This window comes from Sphingomonas sp. Leaf34 (assembly GCF_001421805.1).
In the GTDB taxonomy this organism is placed as follows: domain Bacteria; phylum Pseudomonadota; class Alphaproteobacteria; order Sphingomonadales; family Sphingomonadaceae; genus Sphingomonas.
In genome coordinates, this window is sequence record NZ_LMLC01000005.1 from 612934 (window position 1) to 637874 (window position 24941).

25 protein-coding genes and 2 pseudogenes are annotated in these 24941 nt (G+C 67.5%); 6 read left to right on the top strand and 21 right to left on the bottom strand.

Going from position 1 to position 24941, the window contains the following annotated elements; all coding sequences use genetic code 11:
* Nucleotides 1–75 precede the first annotated feature (75 nt).
* Entirely contained in the window at nt 76–1485 is a 1410-nt protein-coding gene (gene mgtE, locus ASF00_RS17210) for a magnesium transporter (protein WP_055882196.1), read from the top strand.
* Nucleotides 1486–1516: 31 nt separating this feature from the next.
* Nucleotides 1517–1936, top strand: coding sequence for a DUF1489 family protein (locus ASF00_RS17215; protein ID WP_055882198.1), 420 nt, complete (start codon nt 1517–1519; stop codon nt 1934–1936).
* 22 nt (nt 1937–1958) lie between these two features.
* Here the strand turns inward: ASF00_RS17215 and ASF00_RS17220 are convergent, their stop codons facing one another.
* The 9 genes and pseudogenes from ASF00_RS17220 to ASF00_RS17260 all read right to left on the bottom strand — a co-directional run bounded on the left by ASF00_RS17220 (nt 1959) and on the right by ASF00_RS17260 (nt 9572).
* Nucleotides 1959–2681: a GIN domain-containing protein gene (locus tag ASF00_RS17220; protein WP_055882199.1), complete on the bottom strand. Its 723-nt coding sequence runs from the start codon at nt 2679–2681 to the stop codon at nt 1959–1961.
* A gap of 36 nt (nt 2682–2717) precedes the next feature.
* Nucleotides 2718–3449: a head GIN domain-containing protein gene (locus tag ASF00_RS17225; RefSeq protein ID WP_055882202.1), complete on the bottom strand. Its 732-nt coding sequence runs from the start codon at nt 3447–3449 to the stop codon at nt 2718–2720.
* 134 nt (nt 3450–3583) lie between these two features.
* Nucleotides 3584–3946: a Rap1a/Tai family immunity protein gene (locus ASF00_RS17230; protein WP_055882204.1), complete on the bottom strand. Its 363-nt coding sequence runs from the start codon at nt 3944–3946 to the stop codon at nt 3584–3586.
* Between the two features lie 27 nt (nt 3947–3973).
* Nucleotides 3974–4744: a hypothetical protein gene (locus ASF00_RS17235; protein ID WP_055882207.1), complete on the bottom strand. Its 771-nt coding sequence runs from the start codon at nt 4742–4744 to the stop codon at nt 3974–3976.
* Nucleotides 4745–4801: 57 nt separating this feature from the next.
* Entirely contained in the window at nt 4802–5113 is a 312-nt protein-coding gene (locus ASF00_RS17240; RefSeq protein WP_055882210.1) for a hypothetical protein, read from the bottom strand.
* Nucleotides 5114–5453: 340 nt separating this feature from the next.
* Nucleotides 5454–5987 carry a CarD family transcriptional regulator gene (locus tag ASF00_RS17245; protein ID WP_055882213.1) on the bottom strand — a complete coding sequence of 178 codons (534 nt, stop codon included), beginning with the start codon at nt 5985–5987 and terminating at the stop codon, nt 5454–5456.
* A 203-nt stretch (nt 5988–6190) separates the two neighbouring features.
* On the bottom strand, nt 6191–6532 hold the full coding sequence (fdxA, locus tag ASF00_RS17250; protein ID WP_031393648.1) for a ferredoxin FdxA: 342 nt from the start codon (nt 6530–6532) through the stop codon (nt 6191–6193).
* 285 nt (nt 6533–6817) lie between these two features.
* A pseudogene (locus ASF00_RS17255) lies at nt 6818–7072 on the bottom strand (RNA-binding S4 domain-containing protein); the annotation flags it as partial.
* Nucleotides 7073–7079: 7 nt separating this feature from the next.
* On the bottom strand, nt 7080–9572 hold the full coding sequence (locus ASF00_RS17260; protein ID WP_055882216.1) for a helicase-related protein: 2493 nt from the start codon (nt 9570–9572) through the stop codon (nt 7080–7082).
* 155 nt (nt 9573–9727) lie between these two features.
* Between ASF00_RS17260 and ASF00_RS17265 the strand changes: the two genes are divergently transcribed.
* Entirely contained in the window at nt 9728–10072 is a 345-nt protein-coding gene (locus ASF00_RS17265; RefSeq protein WP_055882219.1) for a hypothetical protein, read from the top strand.
* 90 nt (nt 10073–10162) lie between these two features.
* Here the strand turns inward: ASF00_RS17265 and pyrC are convergent, their stop codons facing one another.
* Nucleotides 10163–11200 (bottom strand): dihydroorotase, encoded by a 1038-nt coding sequence (gene pyrC, locus ASF00_RS17270; protein WP_055882223.1) that lies wholly within the window; start codon nt 11198–11200, stop codon nt 10163–10165.
* A gap of 81 nt (nt 11201–11281) precedes the next feature.
* On the opposite strand from pyrC, the gene ygfZ reads away from it, so the two are divergent.
* Complete coding sequence (ygfZ, locus tag ASF00_RS17275; RefSeq protein WP_055882226.1) at nt 11282–12031, top strand: CAF17-like 4Fe-4S cluster assembly/insertion protein YgfZ; 750 nt, start codon at nt 11282–11284, stop codon at nt 12029–12031.
* A gap of 149 nt (nt 12032–12180) precedes the next feature.
* On the opposite strand, the gene ASF00_RS17280 is transcribed toward ygfZ, so the two are convergent.
* From ASF00_RS17280 to ASF00_RS17310, 7 genes and pseudogenes are all read right to left on the bottom strand, one after another.
* Complete coding sequence (locus ASF00_RS17280; protein WP_055882501.1) at nt 12181–12999, bottom strand: shikimate 5-dehydrogenase; 819 nt, start codon at nt 12997–12999, stop codon at nt 12181–12183.
* Between the two features lie 439 nt (nt 13000–13438).
* Nucleotides 13439–14560 (bottom strand): OmpA family protein, encoded by a 1122-nt coding sequence (locus ASF00_RS17285; protein ID WP_055882227.1) that lies wholly within the window; start codon nt 14558–14560, stop codon nt 13439–13441.
* Nucleotides 14561–14679: 119 nt separating this feature from the next.
* Nucleotides 14680–15183, bottom strand: a complete 504-nt coding sequence (locus tag ASF00_RS17290; RefSeq protein WP_055882503.1) for a DUF2793 domain-containing protein — start codon at nt 15181–15183, stop codon at nt 14680–14682.
* 64 nt (nt 15184–15247) lie between these two features.
* The gene (locus ASF00_RS17295; RefSeq protein WP_055882229.1) at nt 15248–15952 is read right to left on the bottom strand and encodes a GTA baseplate fiber-binding domain-containing protein; all 705 of its coding nucleotides are present in this window, start codon (nt 15950–15952) and stop codon (nt 15248–15250) included.
* Nucleotides 15953–15966: 14 nt separating this feature from the next.
* Nucleotides 15967–16374 carry a phage tail tube protein gene (locus ASF00_RS17300; protein WP_055882232.1) on the bottom strand — a complete coding sequence of 136 codons (408 nt, stop codon included), beginning with the start codon at nt 16372–16374 and terminating at the stop codon, nt 15967–15969.
* Between the two features lie 210 nt (nt 16375–16584).
* A pseudogene (locus tag ASF00_RS18660) lies at nt 16585–16686 on the bottom strand (phage major capsid protein); the annotation flags it as partial.
* A gap of 344 nt (nt 16687–17030) precedes the next feature.
* Complete coding sequence (locus ASF00_RS17310; protein WP_055882238.1) at nt 17031–17690, bottom strand: hypothetical protein; 660 nt, start codon at nt 17688–17690, stop codon at nt 17031–17033.
* Between the two features lie 468 nt (nt 17691–18158).
* Between ASF00_RS17310 and ASF00_RS17315 the strand changes: the two genes are divergently transcribed.
* Entirely contained in the window at nt 18159–19223 is a 1065-nt protein-coding gene (locus tag ASF00_RS17315) for an LGFP repeat-containing protein (protein ID WP_055882241.1), read from the top strand.
* Nucleotides 19224–19439: 216 nt separating this feature from the next.
* On the opposite strand, the gene ASF00_RS17320 is transcribed toward ASF00_RS17315, so the two are convergent.
* Nucleotides 19440–20309 (bottom strand): 3-hydroxyacyl-CoA dehydrogenase NAD-binding domain-containing protein, encoded by an 870-nt coding sequence (locus tag ASF00_RS17320; RefSeq protein WP_055882243.1) that lies wholly within the window; start codon nt 20307–20309, stop codon nt 19440–19442.
* Nucleotides 20310–20494: 185 nt separating this feature from the next.
* Here ASF00_RS17320 and ASF00_RS17325 point away from each other — a divergent pair, with 185 nt between their 5' ends.
* Nucleotides 20495–21532, top strand: a complete 1038-nt coding sequence (locus ASF00_RS17325; RefSeq protein ID WP_235525927.1) for a DUF1176 domain-containing protein — start codon at nt 20495–20497, stop codon at nt 21530–21532.
* A gap of 42 nt (nt 21533–21574) precedes the next feature.
* On the opposite strand, the gene ASF00_RS17330 is transcribed toward ASF00_RS17325, so the two are convergent.
* From ASF00_RS17330 to egtB, 3 genes are all read right to left on the bottom strand, one after another.
* Nucleotides 21575–22585 carry an alpha/beta hydrolase gene (locus ASF00_RS17330; protein ID WP_055882249.1) on the bottom strand — a complete coding sequence of 337 codons (1011 nt, stop codon included), beginning with the start codon at nt 22583–22585 and terminating at the stop codon, nt 21575–21577.
* Nucleotides 22586–22684: 99 nt separating this feature from the next.
* Nucleotides 22685–23662 (bottom strand): L-histidine N(alpha)-methyltransferase, encoded by a 978-nt coding sequence (gene egtD / locus ASF00_RS17335; RefSeq protein ID WP_055882252.1) that lies wholly within the window; start codon nt 23660–23662, stop codon nt 22685–22687.
* On the bottom strand, nt 23662–24939 hold the full coding sequence (egtB, locus tag ASF00_RS17340) for an ergothioneine biosynthesis protein EgtB (protein ID WP_055882256.1): 1278 nt from the start codon (nt 24937–24939) through the stop codon (nt 23662–23664). The genes egtD and egtB overlap by 1 nt, the downstream gene beginning before the upstream one ends.
* Between the last annotated feature and the right edge of the window lie 2 nt (nt 24940–24941).

Consider the following 24941-nt stretch of genomic DNA (forward strand, 5'->3'; position numbering starts at 1 on the left):
GGAGCCGCACTCCGACTGGCAAATGCACGCGCGTCGCGTTAGGGCCCAAGCGCAAATCTTTTAAGGGAGGCAGCCATGAGCGAACTCGAGCTTCCCGAGGTCGAAACCGACACCCAACCCGAAACGCAGCTCGATCGCGACGATCATCTGCGGCCCGAATTCGTCCGCGCGGTGCTCGACGCGGTCGAGGAGGGCGACGACGAGGCCGCGCGCGCGCTCGTCGAGCCGCTCCACCCCGCCGACATCGCCGATCTGTTCGAGCTGACCCCGCAGGAGGATCGCGCCGCGCTCGCGCGCGCGGTCACCGACCTGCTCGGCGGCGACGTGTTCGCCGAGATGAACGATTATGTCCGCGAGGATCTGATCGACGCGCTCGAGCCGCACCAGGTCGCCGATCTCGCGTCCGAGCTCGATACCGACGACGCAGTCGCGATCATCGAGGACATGGACGAGGACGAGCAGCGCGCCGTGTTGCGCGCGCTCGATCCCGACGATCGCGCGGCGATCGAGGAGGCGCTGAGCTACGCCGAGGAGTCCGCCGGTCGCCTGATGCAGCGCGAGCTGATCGCTGTCCCTGAGCATTGGACGGTCGGCGACGCGATCGATTATCTGCGCGGCCATGAGGAGCTGACGACCGATTTCTGGGAAATCTTCGTCGTCGACCCCGCGCACAAGCCGATCGGCACATGCCAGCTGTCGTGGATGCTGCGCACGCCGCGCGGGATCGCGATCGCCGACGTGATGAAGCGCGAACAGACGCTGATCCCGGTCGACATGGACCAGGAAGAGGTCGCGCTGCGCTTCCAGAAATACGCGCTGATCTCCGCCGCGGTGGTCGATCACGGCGGCCGGCTGGTCGGCATGATCACGGTCGACGACATCGTCCACATCATCTCCGAAGAGGCGGGCGAGGATACGCTGCGTCTGGCAGGGGCCGGCGACGGCGACATCAACGAGCCGATCCGGTTGACCGTGCGCACGCGCTTCACCTGGCTGGTGGTCAATCTGGGCACCGCGATGGTCGCGTCGTCGGTCGTCGGGCTGTTCCAGGGAACGATCGCGAGCTTCGCGCTGCTCGCGGTACTGATGCCGATCGTCTCGGGCATGGGCGGCAATGCGGGGACGCAGACGCTCGCGGTGGTGGTGCGTGCGCTCGCGACCAACCAGCTGACGAGCTCCAATACGCGGCGGATGATCGGCCGCGAATTCCGCATCGCGGCTGCGAACGGCGTGATGCTGGGGGCGTTGATCGGCTGCGGGACCTATGTGATCTTCCATAACGAGAATCTGTCGATCGTGATCGCCGCGGCGATGCTGACCAACAATATCGTCGCGGGGCTCAGCGGCGTGCTGGTGCCGGTGACGCTCGACAAGTTCCGGATCGATCCCGCGGTGTCGTCGGCAGTGTTCGTGACGACGATGACCGACACAATGGGGTTCTTCTCGTTCCTCGGCCTCGCCAGTCTTTGGGGCCTGCACGGTTGATTGAGGCGGTTTAGGGCCCATTTTCAGCGACATGCCGCTTCACCTTACCCCCCTCCACCTCACGAAGGTCGCGTTCGGCGCGGACAGCGTCGACCATCTCGCCGAGCGGCTTCGCCTGCGTGGCGAGGAGGGGCCCGTGTTCCTGACGACCCGCTACCTGCCCAAGCGGCACGAGGAGGTCGCCGGACAGGGATCGATGTTCTGGATCCTGAAGCACCAGTTGATCGCACGCTCGCCGATCCTCGGCTTCGGCGAGGCCGAGGGTGGCCGCGTCGCGATCCATATCGATCCCAAGCTCGTGCTGGTGCAGGCGCGACCCAAGCGCGCACATCAGGGCTGGCGCTATCTCGAAGACGCCGACGCCCCGCTCGATCTGGGCGGCGATGCGACTGGGCTCGACGTGATGCCACCCGCGCTGATGACGAAACTGGCCGAACTCGCGCTGATCTGAGCGGCCCACCTATCGCCTGGCCTCAGGAAGGCGCGCCCGCTTTCCCGCACACGACCGGGCCGCCCGCCGCGGCATCCACCCGGCATTTCGCAGCACCGGTGACCGTCACCGTCCCCAGCCCGCTGTTCGTCACCTGCGCGGTGTAGCGCGCCGCCGCCTTCGTCTCGCCGACCCCGTCGAGATGGACGGTCAGGTCGTTGACCGCCAGCCCCGATGCGTCGATCGCGCCCGGCCCGCTCGTCACCAGTCGCGCCCGCGCCGCGCGGCCCGCGAGCGTCATCTGCCCCGTGCCGATCAGCGTCGCGTTCAACTGGTCGGTATCGGCAGCAGCAACCGACAGGCTGCCATTGCCGCTAACCGTGACATCGACCCGCATGCCGCGCATCCTGGCGATCGTCAGCCGTCCACCGGCCGCCACGCTGGCCGAGGACAGCCCGGGCGTCGATAGCATGATCACGATCGGTCCTGCCCCCCGCCCCTCTTGGCCCCGCCCCTGTTCACCCCAGCCGCCGGTGCCCTTGCGCACCGACAGCGTCGTACCGTCGACCCGCACCGCCACCCCCTGAGTCGCACGGGGATCGCCGGTGATCGTCGCACGCGGGGAGCCGATTGTGACGCGAACCTCGAACGGCCCCTCTACGCGCACCCGATCGAAGCTGCCGACCGACTCGGTCCGGCTGGCGGTGGAGGGCTGTGCGAACGCCGGCGACGACAGGAGCAGCGACGATGCAAGCAGATATCTCATGCCCGCACCGTCGCCGCTCCCGCCGCATCGCGCAAGTCAGCGGCCGCAGCGCACGTTGCCCGAGCCCATCTTCGATATCGTGCAGCGCGAGCGTGGGCCGAGGTCGACGTCGCCCGACCCCATCATGTCGACCTTGGCGGGGCCGTCGACGACCGCGCGGACGCTGCCCGAGCCTGCGATCTCGACCTTGGCGGATCTCGCTTGCAGCCGCGCGCCGTCGACATCGCCCGAGCCCGCAATCTCGACGTTCAGGTTGCGCGCGACGCCGCTGGCGCGCGCGGTCCCCGAGCCCGCGATCGAGAAGTTCGCCGCGTCGACCTGCACCGCGGCGATCGTCAGATTGCCCGAGCCCGCGATCCCGCCTGCGAACGCGCCGCCCTCGACCCGGTCGATCGCCATGTTGCCCGAGCCGGAGACGGTCGCCGCGCTCAGCCGCGGCAGCGTGACGTACACCTTGACCTTCGCGCTTTTGCTCCAGCCGAAGCCCGTCCCGTTCTTGCGGCCGATATCGAGCGTCGCGCCGTCACGCGCGATACGCAGCCGGTCGAGCTGCTCGGTCGGCCCCTCCGCGCGGACCGAGAAGCCCGTGCCGAGGCGGACGTCGACATCGTCCGCGCCGCGCAGGTCGATCTGGTGGAAATCGACGATCTGGAAGGTGCGCGTCGTGCCCGACCCCGAGGCAGCGACACCCGATCCCTCCGCGTCGCCGTCCCAGCCGAACGAGCAGGCTGCAAGAGGGATGATCAGCCCGAGCGCAAGAAAGTTCATCGCAGCCTCCTGTGTGTTGTCAAAACAATACACCTGATCGGAAGCGGTGCCAAGCGGATTTGCGCGCGATGCTTTTTAGGGAATGGTGACGATGCGCCCCGGTCGGGGGCACGATGCCGGGACCGATCGTCGCGCTATTTGCGCTTGCACGGATAGGCGTCGCGCAGCGCATCGCGCACGACGAAGGACGGCGCACCGGTGCCCGTCTTCTTGGCGCGTGCACGTAGATAGCCGCGCACCGTGGCCGCGACCTTGATGTTCGAGACGCTGGCCGGCAGCGGACAGATGTCGCCCGCCAGCGACAGCGCGTCGAACTCGCCAAGGATGTATCCGGTGCAGAAGTTCGCGCTCGGGTCGCTATCCTTGCCCTGGCAGAATTCGAGAAGCTGTTGGGTCGTGAGCGAACTCACCACCACCGCTCGATCGGGCGCCCCATCGGTCTTGCGAGCAGGCGCACGATCGGTCGCGGCAAGTACGGCAAGCATCAGCAGGATCATCGTTTTCCCTTCGCGCCGGACCGCACTTCAACGCGCGACGGCGGCACTGACATAGGGCAGCAGGCGCACGCGTGGGAACACGTCGTCGAGCGATTTCGTGTCGGGCAGGATGTAGACGACCCCGCCCTTCTTCTGGAACGCCGGCGTCAGCGTACGGGTATAGAATTTGGTGCCGACGTTGATGCAGCCGAAACTGATGCGGTTGTCGTCGGGCGACGGCGACACCAGCCGGTCGACGCGGTGCTCGCTCTTGTGCGTGGTGATCACCGCATGCAGCGCCACCGAATTCGCATAATCGACCCAGATCACGCGCTGGCGACCAAAGGCGCGCCCGAACTTCGCGACGAACCGCCCCGCGGGCGTGGTCCGCTCGGCCGGACCGATATCAGCAAGATCCTTGGCGCCGATGCCCGGCGAGGAGTCGTCGCCGATGCCGACGCCCAGCAGGACGGGCGTCACGCCCATGAAGTCGCCCTTGCCACTGAAGAGCAGCAACGACGCCGCCTGCTTGTCGATCACGGCATAGGGCAGACCGCCATTGTCATGCTCGGCCGCGATCCAGGCGATCATGCGGCTCGCCGGCTCCGATTGCGGCGGCAACACCAGCGGCGGCGCCACGACCTTGGCGGCCTTCGCGCGCGCGCGCTTGGCCTGCGCGCTCGGCTTGGCTTTGCGCGACTTGGTCGCGGCCGCCCCCGCCCCCGCCCTCGCCGACACCGCTTGCGGCGCGACGAGGGCGAGCGCGATCGCCAGGCCGAAGCCTGTACGACACGCGCGACGGGACAAACCGGCGGACATCACGATGCGGATGTCCGGCCGGGCCCGTCCGTCGATGCAGGCACTGGCGATGATGGCTTAGCCGCGCGGCTTGCGCTGGCGCTGCTTGGCCTGCATCTGCATCTGCTGGTCGAGGCCATCGACGCGGCTGTTGATCTGGTCGATCCGCTGGCCGTTCTGCTGCGACTGACCGGCGGCCGCCTGCGCCTGGGCCAGCGCCTGGCCCGACGTGCCTTCGACGGTCCGCAGCTGACCGTCGAGGCCGTCGATCCGCGTGTTGACCACGGCGATCTGCTCGCGGACGAAGCCCTTGGTGGCGCACCCGCTAAGCCCGATCCCGGCGATCAGGATGAGGGCGACCGTCGGGTATTTCGGGAGATTCGAACGCATATACTTATCCTTCCAAGACTGGATGGCGCCAGTCAGCGGAGAGTCGACGGAATGACAATCGATATCCGTCGAGACGTTCGTGCCATGCGGTGAGAGTTGGCCGATCTCGGCACCTAGGACTGGATTGGCGGTGCAACGAGACGGGCGGTCGCTTTCTCTACGTGTCGCAAGCTTGTGTTCAGAATTGCAGAATTCATATCGTATAGTCGAAGAAATACTTGGACAAGACGGACGCCATTTCGAGCCGCGGCGTCCGGCCGACGCACGTTCCAGATCCGACCATAACGAAAAAGGGCGGCCCCGCAGGACCGCCCTTTCGTCTCGGCAAGGAGCGCGGGCGTCAGACCGGCACCTTGTCCTTGTTGTAGATCGCGGCCGCGGCGCGCAGGATGTCGAGGATCTTCTCCTGCGCCTTGGGCTCGTCGAGCTCTTCCATCGCGGCCAGTTCGCGCGCGAGCCGGCTGGTCGCGCCTTCGAAGATCTGGCGCTCGGAATAGCTCTGCTCAGGCTGGTCGTCGGCACGGAACAGGTCGCGGACCACTTCGGCGATCGACACCAGGTCGCCCGAATTGATCTTCGCCTCATATTCCTGCGCACGGCGCGACCACATGGTGCGCTTGACCTTGGGCTTGCCCTTGAGCGTGTCCATCGCCTCGCGCATCGTCTTGTCCGACGACAGCTTGCGCATGCCGACGCTTTCGGCCTTGTTGGTCGGCACGCGGAGCGTCATGCGCTCTTTCTCGAACCGCAGGACATAGAGTTCCAGTGTCATGCCGGCGATTTCCGAGCGCTGGAGCTCGATCACACGGCCGACCCCGTGCTTTGGATAAACGACGAAATCACCGACATCGAAGGACAGTGCCTTGGCAGCCATTTGGGGCCTTTCCGGATCAGGCCTCCACGCGACGCCTCGACGAAGGACTCGTCGCTGCTACATCGGGGGGAGGGATAGGTCTAAACGTCAGGCGCACGACGTGAGTCATCGCGCCCGTCACGGACCCATCTAGCAGCTTTGCAACAAAATTACCAGCCGAACGTGGCAGGCGGCTTGCCCTTTTCCGGATTCGCCGCCTCTTATCAGTCCCCTGCGCCGGGTTCGGGCGAGAAATACTTGTCGAACTTGCCCTCGACGCCCTTCATCGCATCGGCGTCGGGGGGCGTCTGGTTGTCATTGCGCGTGACGTTGGGCCATTGCGCCGAGAAGGTCGTGTTGAGCTCGAGCCATTGCTCGAGTCCGCTCTCGGTGTCGGGCAGGATCGCTTCGGCGGGGCATTCGGGCTCGCACACGCCGCAATCGATGCACTCGCTGGGATTGATCACCAGCATGTTCTCGCCCTCGTAGAAGCAATCGACCGGGCACACTTCCACGCAGTCCATATACTTGCAGCGGATGCAGGCGTCGGTGACGACGTAGGTCATTATGAGAACTCCTGGGCCGGATTCCTTTCCGGCGACGAACGCGCCAGCGACTATGCCCGCAGGTCCCTCGCGTCAATCATAGCAAGCCTTCTGCGAGACGTTATCAAGCTATCCCACACCCGCCGACCTCCACCGTCCCCTCCTCCAACGTCATCATGACGAAAGTCAGGACCCAGAGTCGCGAAGGAACGGCCCGCTTGGCTCTGGGTCCTGACTTTCGTCAGGATGACGGATGTCCGCGTCCAGCGTTCCCTGCGCCGGATCGCGTACCGCCGCGGCGGGCGTGCTGCCCGCAACCAGATCCTGATAGCAGGCCTGCGCCTCCGGAGCGGGGCCACGGCGCGACGGCAGCGCTTCGACGCGGATGACGCGAACTTGGTCTTGCGCAGCAAAGGTCAGCACGTTGCCGATCCGTACCGGGCAATGCGCCCGGTCGATCGCGCGCCCGTCGATGCGCAGGCGCCCCTTCTCGGCGATCGCCTGCGCCGCGCTGCGCGTCTTGGCGAGCCGCACGAACCACAGGAACCGGTCGATCCGCATCGCGCCTTCACCCATGGCGGACCAATGCGGCTAGCCCGGCAAACGCGTTCTGCCGCGACGGATCGATCGCAACCGGCGGTGCCGGGCGCGCAGGCGGGCGACCGCGCCACACCCAGCGCGGCGTATCGCCCGCCAGCGCCTTGAAGCCGAGCTCGGCCATCAACCGCTCGAGCGACGCGGGATCGACCCCGATCGACGTCGCCAGCGCCGGATCGGGCGCGAATGGCGTACGACCCTGCCGCGAATCATGCGCGGCGCGGGCGATCCGCTCGATCAGGTCGACCCGCACCGCCTGCAGCCCAAGCGGGCGGAACCCCGCCTCGAGCGTCGCGCCGTCGCTGCCACGCGCGAGAACGGTCGCCCCGTCGCGCGGTGTAGCGATCACGCTCCCGCGCGCCGCCGCCAGCACCCGCCGCCAGCGCGCCGATTCGGGCTTCAGCAGCCGCGCGTCGAACAAATCGAGCGCACCGATCGTGATGCCGGTCTTGCGCAGCCGCTTGCGCGCATCGGGATCGATCGCGTCGAGCGCGAGCCGCATCGGCAACCGCGGCAGGATCCCGCCAGCCTCCTCGATTGCGCTCGCCACCGCACGCAGCGCAGGCGTCGCGGTCGCGTCGCGGCTCGTCTCGGCGAGCTCGACCAGCACCGCCACCCGCCGCTTGAGCATCGTCCCGAGCCACCGCGCCAGCCGCGATTCGATCCGCTCGCGCGCCGCCTTGTCCAGGCAGTCGAGCGACCGATCGAGGATCAGCCTGGGCCGCGCAAACGATGGCCCGGCCCCGAGCTTGGCGACCGCATGCCCCGCCCAGATGATCTGCGCATCATCGTCGAGTGCGATATCGGCATCGGGCGCATCGGCGAGCGACTGCCCGCGCCGCGACCGCTCGCCCGCCAGCCGCTTTTCCGCCGCCGCGAGCAGCAGCCTTTTGTCGCTCGCGCGCGCATCCGCCGCCACGGTGAAGCGGAACCCGTCGAGCCGCCCGATCGGATGATCCTCGACCATCACCTCGCCCTCGGGCCCGATCACCACGGGCAGCGCGCCCGCATCCGCGCCGATCTGCCGCATCAGCGCGGTCGTGCGCTTGTCGACGAAGCGCTGAGTCAGGCTGGCGTGCAGCGCATCCGACAGCCGCTCCTCGAGCGCCGCGGTCCGCGCGGCCCACAAGGTCGGTTCGGCGAGCCAGTCCGCACGCTGCGCGATATACGCCCAGATCCGCGTCGCCGCGATCCGCCCCGCGATCACCGGCACGTCGCCGGCGACCGTATCGAGCCGCGCGATCTCGTCGGCAAACCACTGGTGCGGGATATGCCCCCGCCCCTCGCTCAGATGCCCGAACAGCCGCGAGACGAAGCGCGCATGCGGATCAAGGCCCACCTTACGGAAATCGGGCACGCCGCACGCCGCCCACAACCGCGCGACCATCGCCGGATGCCGCGCGCGCTCGCGGACCCAGCCCTCTTCGGCCAACCGCTTGAGCACACCGAGATCGAGCGACTGCGGCGCGGCGCGCAACACCCCCGCGGGCGGGCGCGCCTCAAGGCTCGCGACCAGCGCATCGATGCTCGCGAAATCGGGTGCGCCCTGCCGCCAGTACAGATTTTCGAGCCGCGGAAACCGGTGCTCCTCGATCGCGAGCACCTCTTCGGGCAGGAACGCGCCCGGCCCGTCGTCGGACAGCGCACCAAACGTACCGTCGCGCTGGTGCCGCCCCGCGCGACCCGCGATCTGCGCCATCTCCGCCACCGTCAGGCGCCGCTGGCGCTTGCCGTCGAACTTGTTGAGGCTGGCGAACGCGACATGCGCGACGTCCATGTTGAGCCCCATGCCGATCGCGTCGGTCGCGACAAGATAATCGACCTCGCCCGCCTGGAACATCGCGACCTGCGCGTTGCGCGTCCGCGGCGACAGCGCGCCCATGACAACCGCGGCACCGCCGCGCAGTCGCCGCAGCATCTCGGCGACCGCATAGACTTCCTCCGCCGAGAACGCGACGATCGCCGATCGCTTGGGCAGCCGGCTGATCTTCTTGGCGCCCGCATAGGTCAGTGTCGAAAAGCGCGGCCGGTTGACGATCTCCGCCTTGGGCACCAGCGCCTTGATCATCGGCCGCAGCGCCTCCGACCCCAGGATCATCGTCTCCTCGCGCCCGCGCGCGCGCAGCAACCGATCGGTGAAGACGTGACCGCGCTCGGGATCCGCGCCGAGCTGCGCTTCGTCGAGACCGACAAAGGCGACGTCGCGGTCGGGCATCGACTCCGCGGTACACAGGAACCAGCGCGCATCGGGCGGGACGATTTTCTCCTCGCCGGTGACGAGCGCGACCCGGTTCGCACCCTTGATCGCGACGACGCGGTCATACACTTCTCGCGCCAGCAGACGCAGCGGGAAACCGATCATCCCGCTGGAATGCGCGCACATCCGCTCGATCGCGAGGTGCGTCTTGCCCGTGTTGGTCGGCCCCAGGACCGCGGTGATACCACCGGACGCGTCGTCGCTCATGACGGACAACATCGGGGGTAAACCGCGCCGGTGCAATGACCTGTACGCAATTGCGTGATCGGCGGTCGCCCGATTGGCCCTACTCGGCGCGCGCGACACGCCGCGGACTTCGCCACATGCGTTGACCACCGCGCGCGGCGCGCTACGTCGGGGGCATGGCAAAACCCGACCGCCTCGCCCGTCTCGACGCCCAGCGCGAAGACCTCGAAACCGACTATCGCGACACGCTCGTCGCCGCGCTGGAAAAGACCGCCGCCGGTTCGCTCGGGCTGTTCGACCGCAGCACGGACCGCCGCGTCCGCGCCGCAATCGCCCCGACGATCGACTCGCTCGCAGAGATGGGCGCCGACATCGCCGCAATGCGCGAGCGGCTGATGATGGAGCCGTTCGCGCTCCACCGCGACTTCTTCGCCGCGCGCGGCCCGGTCAAGGCCAGCGCGGTCGGCGAACAGAAGGAAGCGCGTTTGTGGCTAGACCGGCTCAACGCGCCGTCATCCTGACGAAAGCGGTAGCGGCGGGGTTCCTGGGGTAACCGCAACGCCATCCACGCCGTCATCCTGCCGGTATGGGGTCAGGGTGGCAGGCCCAGCTTACCCCTCGAAGCGCCACCCGGCATTCGTGCCGGCCAGGAACGGCACCACCGCGGTCTCGCCCGTCCCGATCGACGTCGGCACCTCGACATCGTCGCGCACCAGCGTCACCGTGCCCTCATTGAGCGGCAACCCGTAGAAACGCGCGCCATGCTCGGACGCGAACCCCTCGAACCTGTCGAGCGCGCCCTCCTCGTCGAACACGCGCACATACGCCTCCAGCGCGAACGGCGCGTTGAAAATGCCTGCGCACCCGCATCCGGATTCCTTCGCCCCGACGACATGCGGCGCGCTGTCCGTCCCCAGGAAGAACCGCGGCGACCCCGACACCGCCGCTTGCCGCACCGCGAGCCGATGCCTCTCGCGCTTGAGCACCGGCAGGCAATAAGCGTGCGGCCGCAGCCCCCCGTCGAACAGCGCGTTGCGGTTGATCAGCAGATGCTGCGGCGTGATCGTCGCCGCGATCGGGTGATCCGCCTCGGCGACGAACGCCGCCGCCTCCGCGGTCGTGATATGCTCCAGCACGATCTTCAGCCCCGGATAGTCGCGCACCAGCGGCGTCAGCACGCGCTCGACGAACACCGCCTCGCGGTCGAAGATGTCGATCGACTTGTCGGTCACCTCGCCGTGGATCAGCAGCGGCATGCCGATCCGCTGCATCGTCTCCAGCACGCCGGTCAGCGCGCGGATGTCGGTGACGCCGTGCGCCGAATTGGTCGTCGCATGCGCGGGGTACAGCTTGCACGCGGTAAACACGCCCTCGGCATGGCCGCGCTCGAGCTCGGCCGGGTCGGTGCCGTCGGTCAGATAGCACGTCATCAGCGGCGTGAAGCTCGCCCCCTCGCCAAGCGCCGCCATGATCCGCTGCCGATACGCCTTGGCAGCCGCGATCGAAGTCACCGGCGGCGTCAGGTTCGGCATGATGATCGCACGTGCGAATTGCCGCGCGCTATGCTGCGCCACTGCCTCCAGCATCGCGCCATCGCGCAGGTGGACATGCCAGTCGTCGGGGCGGCGGATCGTGAGGCGGTCGGTCATGGCGCCTTCCTATCGGCGGGGTCGCGGAGATGCCAGCCATCTGCGGCTTGGAAATCACACGACGCGCACTAGGTGGTAGCGATGGACCAGCCCGCCAGCGCAACCCTCCCCGCGACCATGCTCGCCGACCGCAGCGTGATCCGCGTCGCGGGCGAAGACGTGCGGGGCTTCCTGCAGGGGCTCGTCACCGCAGACACCGCGTCGCTCACCCCCGCCACCCCCGCCTGGGCCGCTTTGCTATCGCCGCAGGGCAAAGTGCTGTTTGATTTCATCCTGTGGGCGGATGGCGACGACGTGCTGATCGACGTCGAGGCCACGCAGGCTGACGCGCTGACGAAGCGCCTCATGCTCTACCGCCTGCGCCGCAAGATCACGTTCCAGCCCGACGACGCAAAGGTCCACTGGTCCCCGACCGGCGACGCAGGCGTACCTGATCCGCGTCTTGCCGCGCTCGGGCGCCGCTGGCTCGCCCCCGCAAGCGACCCGGCGACCGGGTGGCGCGCGCATCGCCTGTCGCTCGGCGTGACCGAAGGCATCGCCGAACTCGGCAATGGCGAGACGCTCTGGCTCGAATGCAACGCGCGCGAACTCAACGGCGTCAGCTTCACCAAGGGGTGTTATGTCGGCCAGGAAAACACCGCGCGGATGCACCACCGCGCGAAGGTCAATCGCCGCCTCGTCGTCGCGCCCTTCACCGAACCGAGCACGCGGACGCGGGCCACCTACCCCGACCTCAACCTGATGGTCGAACACCGCCGTGTCGAGGCGCTCGGCGATGCGTTGACGCCACCCTGGCTCGCCACGGCGCTGGCCGAGACCCTGTCTCACTGACACAGCCTTCGCGATTCCCCCCGCTAGGCGGAGGTTGCAATAAAGGTGACGGAGGGGAGAATACCAATCAGGCGGGGTCGCCTGCCGTTCCCTCCCTCGCGCTACACGATCCAGCTAGGTTTGCTGGAAAGGATTTGTCGGTCCGCCAATCAGGAGTTGGCGCGTGCCCAGGCCGCTGCATCCGCCACCTGCGCCGCATCCGGAGTTACCCCGGTGTAAAGCACGAACTGCTGCACCGCCTGCAACGTCGCGACGTCCGCGCCGGTGATGCACTGCTTCCCCGCCGCGGCGGCGGCGCGCAGGAACGGCGTGTCGATCGGATATTGCACGACATCGAACGCCACCTCGCAGCCTGCGATCATCGCCGCCGGAAATGCGAGCGCCGCGGCATCCGCCCCGGTCATCCCGAGCGGCGTGACGTTGATCAGCAGCGCCGCCGCCCGCTCGACGGTCGGTGCCCAGCGATAGCCGTATAGATCGGCCAGCGCACGCCCGGCCCGTTCGTTCCGCGCGACGATCGTCCCGTCGCGAAACCCGTTGTCGCTCAGCGCCGCTGCCACCGCCTTCGCCATCCCGCCCGAGCCCTGCACGACGAACGGCATCACCCGATCCAGCGTCGCGACCAGATCGACGACCGCGCCGTAATCGGTATTATGTCCCGTCAGCACGCCATCGTCGTTGACGATCGTGTTGACGCTGTCGATCGCGCTCGCGGTCTTTGCCAGCCCATCGAGCAGCGGGATCACCGCCTCCTTGAACGGCATCGAGATCGCGCACCCGCGAATCCCCAGCGCGCGGATCCCGGCGATCGCGGCGGCCAGATCGATCGTCGAGAACGACTTGTAGACGAAATCAAGCCCGGTCAGGTCATACAGCCGGTTATGAAACCGCGTCCCGAAGTTCCCCGGTCGCGCCGATAGCGACATGCACAGCCGCGTGTCCCGGCCAATCAGCGGCTTCATCTGCATCTCCATATAGCCCCGCCCCATTACCGCTACGCGCCGCCGGGGTGAAGCATCGTTAGATGTGGTCAACCCGCCGCCGCGACGCCGCACCGACGGTGCCCCTAGGCAGGCGCTCCGTCTCCCCCGCCGCGCAGCAAGAAGAATCACGGGACAACGCGATCACCGCCACGCCGCTCTTTGCGCGGATGGGCATGTTCGCGTGACCAGATCGGCGCTGCACCAAACGTCGCCGACGCGAACGGTCCGAACCCTGCCGGAACCTTGGCCGAAACTTGCCCGAAGCTGGCCCAAAGCTTGCGGTCGTTCGCGCGGCGCCGCGGCGGGCGTCGCGCGAAAGAAAAGGGCGCAAAAGAAAAGGCCGCAAAAGAAAAGGGAGGCCGGCTTGCGCCGACCTCCCCAATCTTCATTCCGTAGCCGATCCGAAGATCGACCAGCGAAAGTCTTACTGGCCCGAACCCGGACCGTAGGTGACTTCCACGCGACGGTTCTGCACTTCGCGAACGCCATCGGCGGTCTCGACGCGCGGACGGCTCTCGCCGAAGGCTTCCGTCGAGATGACGCTGTCCGGGATGGCATGCGAAGACAGATATGCCTTCACGCCATCTGCGCGACGCTGCGACAGACCGACGTTGTACGAAGCCGAACCCGACTTGTCCGCGTGACCTGCGAGCATGACCTGTGCGTTGCCGCACGACTGGTACTGCGTGATCGCGTTGTCGAGAATCGACGCTGCCTCTGGCGTGATGTCCGACTTGTCCCATTCGAAGAACACGATGAACGGACCAGGCGAGCAGACCACATCGACCGGCGCCGGGGGCGGCGGGGGAGGCGGCGGCGGCGGCGGCGGCGGGGGCGGCGGCGGGGGAGGCGCAGCCGGCTCGCCGAAGTTGTACGTCACACCACCGAGGATGCTGTGCGAACGATAGCGACCGTCGAACACGCGGTTCGAAACGTCGACCAGCTTGACGTTCTCGGCGTTGAAGAAACGATACTTCAGCGTCGCGTCGATGTGATCGGTCAGCGGTGCACGGATACCGGCCAGACCCTGATACGCGAACACGGTGTCCGAGTCGTTCAGGAAGTCGCCGTTGTTGTTGAGTGCATACTGCGCCTTGACGCGAGCAACACCGACACCACCGCCGACAAAGCCCTGGATGCCATCGTCCGGACCGAAGTCCAGAAGGCCGTTCAGCATGAAGCTGAGCGCCGACGACGAACCACCGGCATAGTCATAGTTGCCAGCAACCGCGTTGCCGCGTGCGCCGGTGCGGCCGAACACAGGCGTGGTCGTCGACGACGTGTAGCCGTCAACGGTTGCCTTGCGGTAGCCGACTTCGGTCTCGAGGCGGAAACCGCCAAAGTCGTAGCCCATTACGGCGTCGACATCGTAACCATAGTCATGATCGACCGAACCGGCATTGTTCAATGCGCCGATATCATAGTCGATGTCTTCAACGATCATCGCACCGCCTTCGACGCCAACGTACCACGACTTATCGCGGGCGAGGGCGGGAGTGGCGAGTGCGGTGGAGGCGAGTGCCAGAACGACGGCAAGCTTCCGCATACTAATCCCCTTTCATGAGTGTCACACGGACATCGCAAACTCCCTATCCTCGGGCTTGTTTCCACGCAAGTTCACAAAAGTTAGAGGTGTTGCTGGAACGACACAGTTTTTGGGGTGTTTCAGGCCTCGATCAACCCGTGACCGCGTAAACAGCCCAATATGGCGTTAATTGTCGCCCGCGCCTGCGCGTCGATGACGGTGCCGCCGGTCGCCGCGGGAATCGCCGCGCGGCGCGCGCCGACCACCGCGACTCCGCCGATCGCCACGTGCGAACCGACCAGCACGCCTAGCACCCAGGCGCCGCCGCCGAACCGCGCATAAAGGCCGTCGGCGACGCTCCACACCGTCATCCCCTCGCGCGGGGCGACGAACCGCCATCCGCCGCTCGTCCAGCCAGCGATCGTCTGCGGCTGTCCGGCCCAGCCACCGGTCGGCGCGGCGCCGACGATCCACGCGCTTCCCGCGACCGGCGCGCCCGGCGGCACATTGGTTCCCACTGCCAGCACGCTCGCCTGCACCGCCAGGTCGAGCAGCGCGAGCGCCTCGTTATGCGTCGTTTCCTTCTGCGCCTGTCCCGGCTGCAACAGCGGCAATGCCAGCCTTGCGGTGATGTCGTCGCTCATCATTCGTTCCCCCGTTCGATTGTTACGCCCGTACGATCGGGCCAGTACGATCACGCCCGTACGATCAGGCCGGTACGATCAGAGTGGCCGCCAGCGACTCGCCAAAGATCCCACGCTGGCGCACCGCCACGCGAGCGGCGCCGGCCCGCTCGGCCGCGGTCACCGCCACGGACGGCACCGCCACCTCGACCTCGCGCGTGGTTGCGCCGACGGTGACGGTCACCCGGTACGCCTCGACCTCCTCTGCCAGCGGCGCATCCACTCCGTCGATCCAGCGCCACCCCGCCCGGCTCCGCCGCGTCCACCGCACCGTCGCGCTGCCATCCGCTTCGCCAACGAACCGCAGGTGCACCGGCGGGGGCGGCACCACCGACGTGCCGCGCATCACGCACCGCGTCTCGACCGGCGTCGCATCCCCCACGCCCGACGCCATCACCCGGATCTCGCGCCCGAGCACCGACAGGGGCAGGTCGAACGCCCGCGCCGCCGCCGCGTCGATCAGGACGAAACGATCCCCCGGACTCTGCGACCCCGCCGCCGCCTCGCTCCCCCTTCGCCCGCGCAGCAAACCGCTCAATCGCCACCGGGCGCCGCCCAGCGGGTCCGCCCGCCCGAACTGGACCAGCTCGTCGCCGATCAGCGCCAGGTTCACACCGCGATCGAGCGCCGGCGCATCGGCATCCTCCAATGTCATCTCCGCCTGCGCCAGGACGACCTCGAACGCCCCACGCAGATCGAGCAGCGTCGCCGGCGCACCCTCGCATCGCAACAGCGGCCAAAAACCTACCCCACCACGACCGCCCCGGAACTCTCCAGGCTCAGCGTGTAGGATCGCTCCCCGTTGAAATCCCCGGCGTAATCCAGCCGCGACACGAGGAACTTCCCCGTCATCGTGTCGCCGCCCTCGAACGCCAGCCGATAATCGTCGAGCACGCCCGTCAGCGCGCTGGCCTTCACGCGCAGCTCGGCCGCCGAGCCGGTAAACACCCCCGCGCCCGACACGGACACGCTGCGCACCCCGGCGCCCGACAGCAACTGCCGCCACCCGCCCGAGTCCTTGGTGGTCACGACGATCGCCTCGCCATTCACCGACATCTGCGTCGTCCGCAGCCCGGCGACCGTGGCATAGACCACCGGCACCGCCCCGTTCCCCACCTTCAGCAGGAACGCACTTCCCTTCTCCACCGCCATGTCGATTTCTCCCCAAAACCGTGCCGCTCAACTCTCCCGGTACATCCGCACCAGAAACTCGGACGCGCCCCGCCACCGGTCCCCGACGTGCAGCACGCGCGACCGCACCAGCGCCAACCGCACCACCCGCCACCCCTCGCCGAGATCGGGCGGCAGCGCCTCCAATCCCTCCTCCGCCGCCGCCAGCAGCGCGCGCACCCGGACCGGCCGCTCGACCACCGGATAGCCGAGCAATGTCGCCGGCTGCCCCGCCGCCAGGCTCGGCGCCCAGACGAACGCGCCGTCGCTCGTCTTGAACTTGCGGATCCGCGCCCCCTCGACCCGCAGCCCCCGAGCATCCTCAGCAACGACAGACAGAACCCCCACCGCCGCCCCCCGATGCTGCCACAACAACGGCACCACGCGCGCGTCGGCAAACGCCCCTCGCTCCCAGCGATCGTGCAGCTCATGACGCTCGGCCGTGCTCAACGACCCGACCAGCATCGCGCGTTGCGCCGCCGGCAGCATCGCCAGTTCGGCGATCACGTCGCGCTCGCCCGCGACCACCCCCTTCGCCCCTCCCGCCGACGCCGTCTCCGAGGATTCGGGCGAAGAGCTCCCGCGCGGCGCAACGTCGCTGCCGTCGGCGGCCCGGGGATCGGTCGGACCACGCTCGTTCACGCCCCACCCCCTTCCATCGACGCACGCAGCCGCCGTGCCAGCGAATCAAGTTTCTTCGCGATCGACGCATCGGTTTCCGCCTTCGTCGCGCGTCGATGCGGCTTGCGCCCGCGCGCCCCGCCCGCGGGGCCCCCCCGTGCATCCGCCGATCGCCGCGCCAGCAACGCCAGCGCCACCCGCACCGCCTGCATGCTCGCAAGCTGGACGAGCCCCGCCGCCGCTTCGCCCCGCGCATCGCTCCCGTCCGCCGCGCTGTCGTCCTCGGCCGCGTCGTAGCATTCGACCGCGTCCGTGCCCGCGCCCGGCGCGGTCGCGTTCAGCCCCGCGATCGCCGCTGCCAGCAATCCCTCCTCGAGCCGCTCGTATCCGCTCGCCAGCGCCGCCGCCCACTGCGCCGCAAACAGCGGATCGCGCTGCTTGAGCGCGCTGGCGCCGCGTCGGGTCATGCCCGCCGCGGCCGAGGACGACGTCACGTTGCACGTCATCGATAGCGCGGCGAGAAACGTCGCGCGCTTGTCCTTTGTCCATCCTTTGGGCCGTATCGTCCGAACCTGCACGACGCGGTGGCTCCCGCCCGCCACCGTCGTACCCGCTACCGTCGTACCCGCCACCGTCGTAGAGGTCTGCGTGACGTCCCCGACTACCCGCTTCGCCATCCCCCGCGCCCTCCCCGATCCGCCGCCCCCACCCGCGCCCGAACGCAAAAAAGCCGGCGACGCGCGGGGCTCTCGCCCCGATCGTTCCGGCTTCCGTCGTTCGGACCACCCACCCCGACTCGCAATTCGTCAGCGTTCCTGATATGTACCAAACGAGCGTGACGATGTCAATCACTTTAACCTATATGGTTCAGTTCCATTCACGCGCGACGATCGCTGTCTTTTGCCACAGGCGACGCGCCGGATCTGCAAGGACAGTTCCAACGACTCCACCGTTTAACTACTGTCCATAAATAGGATCAATATCACTGGCTATTATTGGTCGAGAGTCGATCAGTTCTTCTATCTCAAATACTATATCCCTATCCTTATAGACTAGATCTATACCAGCAGGTCATGGACTCTGTTTTTATCGAAGGCGTATATTACGCCCGCCCGAGAAAGGACTCGGACAAGAGGAGACAGTCAATGCCTGATGGTATAGCCACGCTCACACGCCCTGTCGTAAAGATCACGGCGCTCACCGATCTGACGCCGATCGGACTGAAGTTACCGCTGATCCTGCCGGGTATCCTTGCAATCAACGCCAAATACACCGCGCTCGGCGGCGCCGGTGGGTTTCTTGGCGCGGCGACGACCGCGCATGCCAAGACGCCCAACGGCAAGGGGTGGTATCGGCATTATGCCGGCGGCTCGATCTATTGGTCGGCATCGACCGGCGCGCATGAGGTTCATGGACTGATCCGCGGCAAGTGGGCGGCGCTCGGCTGGGAAAACAGCTTTCTCGATTTCCCGACCAGCGACGAGACGGTCGGTGGCAATGGTGGCCGGTTCAGCACCTTCCAGGGCGGCGTGATCTATTGGCTGCCCGCGACCGGCGCGCATAAGGTCCATGGCGAGATTCTCGCCCGCTACCGCCTGCTCGGTGCAGAGAAGTCGTTTCTCGGCTATCCGGTATCGGACGAGTTCGCCGGCCCGGGCCAGTCGCGGATCAGCAACTTCCAGCACGGCCAGATCGCCTGGTCGCCCGCCCTCGGTGCGGCGACCTCGTGGACCAGCTATACGCCGCCCGCAACGGGCAGCGGTGCGGGCGTCCATCCGCTGGGGATCCCCAGCGGCAGCAACGCCCCCGACGTCCGGCGCCGGCTGGTCTGCGCCGCGCATATGGACCTGACCGACGACGAGACATTTGGTTCGGACGAACATGCCAGCGCGCACAAGCAGAACGAGGCGGTGCTGACCAACGATCTGCCGCAGGACGTCCTGACCATGCAGAAGGGCGCCGGCGGCGAACTTCGCGTCGAACTCACGTTGCTCGGCCAGGTCAAGCTCAGCGGCGACGTCCTCGTCCAGGGCAAGGCGCTGCTCTACGAGGGTACGAGCGAGCAGACGAACGATCTCGACGGCGATCTCGACTTCACCGTGCTCGTGCCCCGCGATGGCGTGATCTCGCGCACCGTCACCGTCTGGAACGAGGACGAGGGTGGCGACAAGGGCGTGATCGCGATGAGCTTCAGCAACTTCGCCGCCTGATCGGGCATCGCGACGACGACGGGGCTGGGCCTGCCACCCAGCCCCGTATCGTCACCGCCCCCTATAACGTCACCGTCCCCTATATCGTCTCCGTCCCCTATATCGTCTCCGTCCCCTATATCGTCACCGTCCCCGATATCGTCACCGTCCCTGATATCGTCACCGTAACGTCACCGCACACCGCACACCGCACACCGCACACCGCACACCGCGTCATCACCGTGTCGGCACGGGTTCCGCGCCCGAATAATCGTAGAACCCGCGCTTCGTCTTGCGCCCGAACCACCCGGCCTCGACATATTTCACCAGCAGCGGTGCCGGCCGGAACTTCGGGTCGCCCGTTCCCTCGAACAGCACGCGCGTGATTTCCAGGCACGTGTCGAGCCCGATGAAATCGGCCAGCGTCAGCGGTCCCATCGGATGGTTCAGCCCGAGCTGGCACGCCAGGTCGATGTCGCGCACGCTCGCCACGCCTTCGCCGAGCGCAAAGCACGCCTCGTTGATCATCGGCATCAGGACGCGGTTGACGATGAAGCCGGGCGCGTCGTTCGCATTCACCACCTGCTTGCCGAGCGCCTCCGCAAACGCCTCGACCGCCGCCACCGTCGCATCCGACGTCGCGAGGCCACGGATCAGTTCGATCGGCCGCATCACCGGGACGGGATTGAAGAAATGCACGCCCATGAACCGCGCCGGATCGGGTGCTGCCTGCGCCAGCCGCGTGATCGGGATCGACGACGTGTTCGACGCCAGGATCGCGTCCGCGCCCAGCACCTTGCCGACCTCGGCGAAGATCGCGCGCTTCACCGCCTCGCGCTCGGTCGCCGCCTCGACGACGATAGCGCAGTCGCCCATGTCCGCCACGCTGGCGACCGGTTCGATTCCCGCCAGCGCCGCATCGCGCGCGTCCGACCCGATCTTCTCCTTCTCGACCAGCCGCGCGAGCGCCTTGGCGATCCCCGCCTTGCCCTGTTCCGCCTGCGCCAGCGATATATCCGCCAGCAGCACGCGATACCCCGCCTGCGCCGATACCTGCGCGATCCCCGCGCCCATCTGCCCTGCACCAATCACGCCGATCGTCTGCACATCACTCTCCTGAATTGTTACCGCCTACCTAGCCGCTTTTCCCCGCGCTGCCAGCGCGCTAGGCTGCAGCCATGCTGTGCAAACCGATCTTTTCCGCCCTCGCGCCCGTTATCGCGCCCGTCATCGTGCTGCCACTGCTGGCCTGTTCGCCCAGCCAGTCCACGTCGCAACCCAAGACAGACGCTGTGCGCAGCCCCACCCCGGTCGCGCCGACAGCGCCACGACCGGGCACCACGAGCGAGCCGCTTGCGAGCACGAAGCCCGGCACGCTGAAGACCTTCACCGACTGGACCGCCGGCTGCGACAACACGCTTCGCTGCACGCTCGGCACGCTCCTGCCGGAACAGAGCATGGGCGGGGACATGATCACGCTCAATCTCACGCGCGAGCCCGGCCCCGTCGCGCGCGGCGGCGGCGGGATCTCGCTCGCGGTGGAGACGCGCAACGACCAGGCGGCCATCAAGCGCCCGCCCGCCAGCTTCGCCGTCGATGGCCGCCCGATAAAGCTGCGCGACGCCGCCGCGCTCGCCGCGGCGATCGCCAACGGACATTCGCTGACCATTCTCGACGCAGGCGGCGCCGTGCTGGCCACGCTTTCGCTCAAGGGTGCAGCCGCCGCGCTCCGCTACATCGACGCGCAACAGGGCCGCGCCGGCAGCACCGACGCGATCGTCGCCAGGGGCCCCGCCGCGTCGCGCGCACCGGCGCCGGCCCTCCCCGTCATCACCGCGCTCGCGCCATCGGGCACCCCCGCCAAGCTCACCGCGACGCAGATCGCCACGATGCGCAAACGGGGGGCGTGCGATCCCGGCAATTTCCCGTCCGGTGCAGATCCTGAAATGTTCGCCCCCGACGTCCATGCGCTCGGCGGCGGCACGTCGCTGGCGATCCTGCCCTGCTCGACCGGCGCCTATAATCTGATCGGTGCGCTCTTCATCATCGACGGCGCCAAGATCGTCCCAGCCCAACTCGACGCCCCCTCGGCCTTCGAGGAAACCGGCGCCGACTCGGCAACGCCGGTAAAGAGCGTCGTCAACGGCACCTTCGAAGACGGCGTCCTCACCAGCTATGCCAAGGGCCGCGGCCTCGGCGACTGCGGCGTGCACCAGAGCTTCGTCTGGGACGGCACGCGCTTCCGCCTGTCCGAACAGGCCGAAATGGGCGAATGCCGCGGCAATATCGACTATATCACGACGTGGCGCACCCGCGTCGTGCGGCGCTGATATCCTCCTCTTCACAAGAGAGGCGGAAGATAGAGATCAGGATTAAAGCATGCCGAGGGTCCGGAGCCATTGCCGGACCTGCCCCGGCCATTCCCTGGTGATCGGATCGGCGGTGGGACGCATGCCGAAGGCGTGACCGCCTCTGGCGTAGAGACGCATGTCGACGGGCACGCCGGCGTCGTTCAACGCCAGCGCATAGGCTATCGCTTGACGGACGTTATCCGTGGAATCGTCCATTGCGTGAAGGATCAGCGTCGGGGGCGCATTCCCGCTGATCTTCACCCACGGTTTGAGTTCAAGGCTGTTCTTGCCCTTGCTGTCATCCAGCATCCGCGCCGTGTAGGCCAGGATTGCGAAGTCCGGCCGGGGCGATTGCCGGTCGGCAGCATCGGCGATCGGATAGGTGCGCTCTTCCGTATTGCTCATGTCCGCGACGAGATAGGCACCCGCCGAAAAGCCGATCGCGCCGATCTTATGCGGATTGATCCCGTAGGCGGCGGCGCGCTGCCGCAACAGCCCCATTGCCCGCTGCGCGTCCTCGAGCCCTAACAGGACTTTTGGCCGCTGCTGCGGCTTTCCGGTCTCGGTCTCCCAAATCTGCGGCGTCCGATATTTCAGCATGACGCAGGTCATGCCCTGCGCCACGACCCAATCGCAGATTTCGGTCCCTTCGAGATCGGTCGCCACGGCATGGAACCCGCCGCCGGGCAGGACCATCATCGCCGCGCCGGTGCGCCGGCCTTTTGGCGGGTAGAGCGTCATGGTCGGCCGGGTGACATAGCTCGCCCAATGCCACATCCTCCCGCCGACGAGCGGGGAGCCGTTACCGGTCGCCTCGGGATGATCGCCGCTATCCGGCTTCGCCAGGGCAAGCGCCGTCGGCCAGAGCGGCACTTGCGTTCCCCCCGCGGCCGGCTGCCACACCCCTTCGCGTTCCACTTTCGGAACCGCGATCCTGGCCGGCGAAGGTCCGAATCTGCCGACCTGACCATGCGCCGCTCCGGCTATGCCGAGCACGAGAAGACTAGCCACGACGAACCGCAATCGCGACACACTTTGTCTCCTGCCAGAAGCGCGCAACCATACCGCAAAAACGATCTGGTCATAGCGCCGTCCCGGCGGGCCGCAGGGATACGGCAGGCGATCCGCCGTTTAGGGCGCCGGGCGCTCCACCTGAGCCTCGGCAAGATACACGCCGAACAGCCCCTCGGGATCGGTCCATGCGGCGATCGGCGTCCACCCGCCCGACCGCAACAGGATCCGCGCGTCGCGCGCGCCGTATTTATGGCTGTTCTCGGTGTGGATCGTCTCGCCCGCGGCCATATCGAACGCCCGCCCGTCCACGCTGAACGCGACGTCGCGCGTCGTCTCGAGATGCATCTCGATCCGCGCCCGGTCGTCGTTCCACACCGCCTTGTGGCGAAACGCCTCGACCGGGATATCGCCGCCCAGTTCGCGGTTGATCCGTTCGAGCAGGTTCAGGTTGAACGCCGCCGTCACGCCCTGCGCATCGTCATACGCCGGCACCAGCACGTCTTCGCCCTTGATCCGGTCCATCCCGATCAGCAGCATCGCGCCGACGCCGAGCGACGCACGCATCGCGCGCAGCAGGTCGACCGCCATCAACGGGATCATGTTGCCGATCGTCGACCCCGGAAAGAAGCCGAGCTTGGGCGTCTCCGCGATCGTCTTCGGCAGGCTCAGCGGCCGCATGAAATCGGCCTCGAACGGCAGCACCAGCAACTCGGGGAACTGGTCGCCCAGCACCTTCGACGATTCGCGCAGGAAATCGCCCGAGATATCGATCGGCACATAGACCGACGGCCCGACCGCCTCGAGCAGGATCGGCGTCTTGGTCGACGATCCCGACCCGAACTCGACGACCGCACGGCCTTCGCCGGCCAGCTTCGCCACCTCGGGACAGGCCGTCTCCAGGATCGCGCGCTCGGTCCGCGTCGGGTAATATTCGGGCAGGTCCGTGATCTTCTCGAACAGCTCCGACCCACGCCGGTCGTAGAACCACCGCGCGGGGATCGCGCGCGGGCGGCGTTCGAGCCCGCTGAGCACGTCCGCACGGAACTGCGGGTCGGCGAGCGTCTGCTGGCCGTCCTCGATCTCGGGCTTCAACATCAGATGTCTTTCGCGAGGCGCACGCCGGTGAACTGCCACCGTTGATGCGGGTAGAAGAAATTGCGGTAGCTTGCCCGCGCATGGCCGCGCGGCGTGGCACAGCTGCCGCCACGCAGGATGAACTGCGAACTCATGAACTTGCCGTTATACTCGCCGACCGCACCGGCCGCGGTCACGAACCCGGGATAAGGGCGGTAGGCGCTGCCCGTCCATTCCCAGACGTCGCCGAAGAACGCGGGTCCGCCCGCGGAGGGTCGCGGCTCGACGGGGCCGGCGACATCCATCTGGTTGCCACCCGTCGCGTCATGCGCGGCGGCGGCGGCCTCCCATTCGAACTCGGTCGGCAGTCGTGCGCCCGCCCAGCTGGCATAGGCATCCGCCTCGAAGAAGCTCACATGCGTCACCGGCGCCGCCGGATCGATCGCGCGCCGCCCGTCGAGCCCGAACCGCGTCCACCCGGCCTCGCCCTGCTCCCAATAAAGCGGCGCGACGATGCCCTCCGCCTTCACCCAGGCCCAGCCATCCGCCAGCCAGTGGCGCGCCTCGGTGTATCCGCCATCGGCAATGAATGCCGCCCATTCGCCGTTGGTGACGGTCCGGTCGGCGATCGCATGCGGCGCCAGCAACGCCTTGTGCCGCGGCCCCTCGCAATCGAACGCGAATCCGTCGCCGTCATGTCCGACCGCGACGATCCCGCCGTCCTGCGCGATCCAGCCGATCGGGCCCGGCATTGCGACGGGTACTTTGCGCGGTGCCGGCCACATCGCCGGCTCGAGCGGGTTTTCCGAAAACATGTGGAGGATATCGGTCACCAGCAATTCCTGGTGCTGCTCCTCGTGATGACAGCCGAGCGCCACCAGGGCCTGCGCATCTGCCGACAGCCCCGGCAGCGCGTCGAGCAGCGCGGCATCGACATGCGCACGGTACGCCCGCACCTCGTCGATCGACGGCCGCGTCACCATCCCGCGCCGATCGCGCGCATGACGCCGCCCTTCGGCTTCGTAATAGCTGTTGAACAGGAACGGAAACCGCTCGTCGTGCAGCGCATAGCCGGCGACATGATCGCGCAACACGAACGTCTCGAAGAACCACGTGGTATGCGCCATGTGCCACTTGGTCGGCGACGCATCAGGCATCGACTGCACGGTCGCATCCGCATCCGACAGCGGCTCCGCAAGTGCGAGCGTCAGCGCGCGGACCGCGGCAAACCGCTCGCCAAGCGAAGATAGGGGTGCCGCTACGCGTGGCGTCACGTCGGGACGAATGGGATTGGGCATCG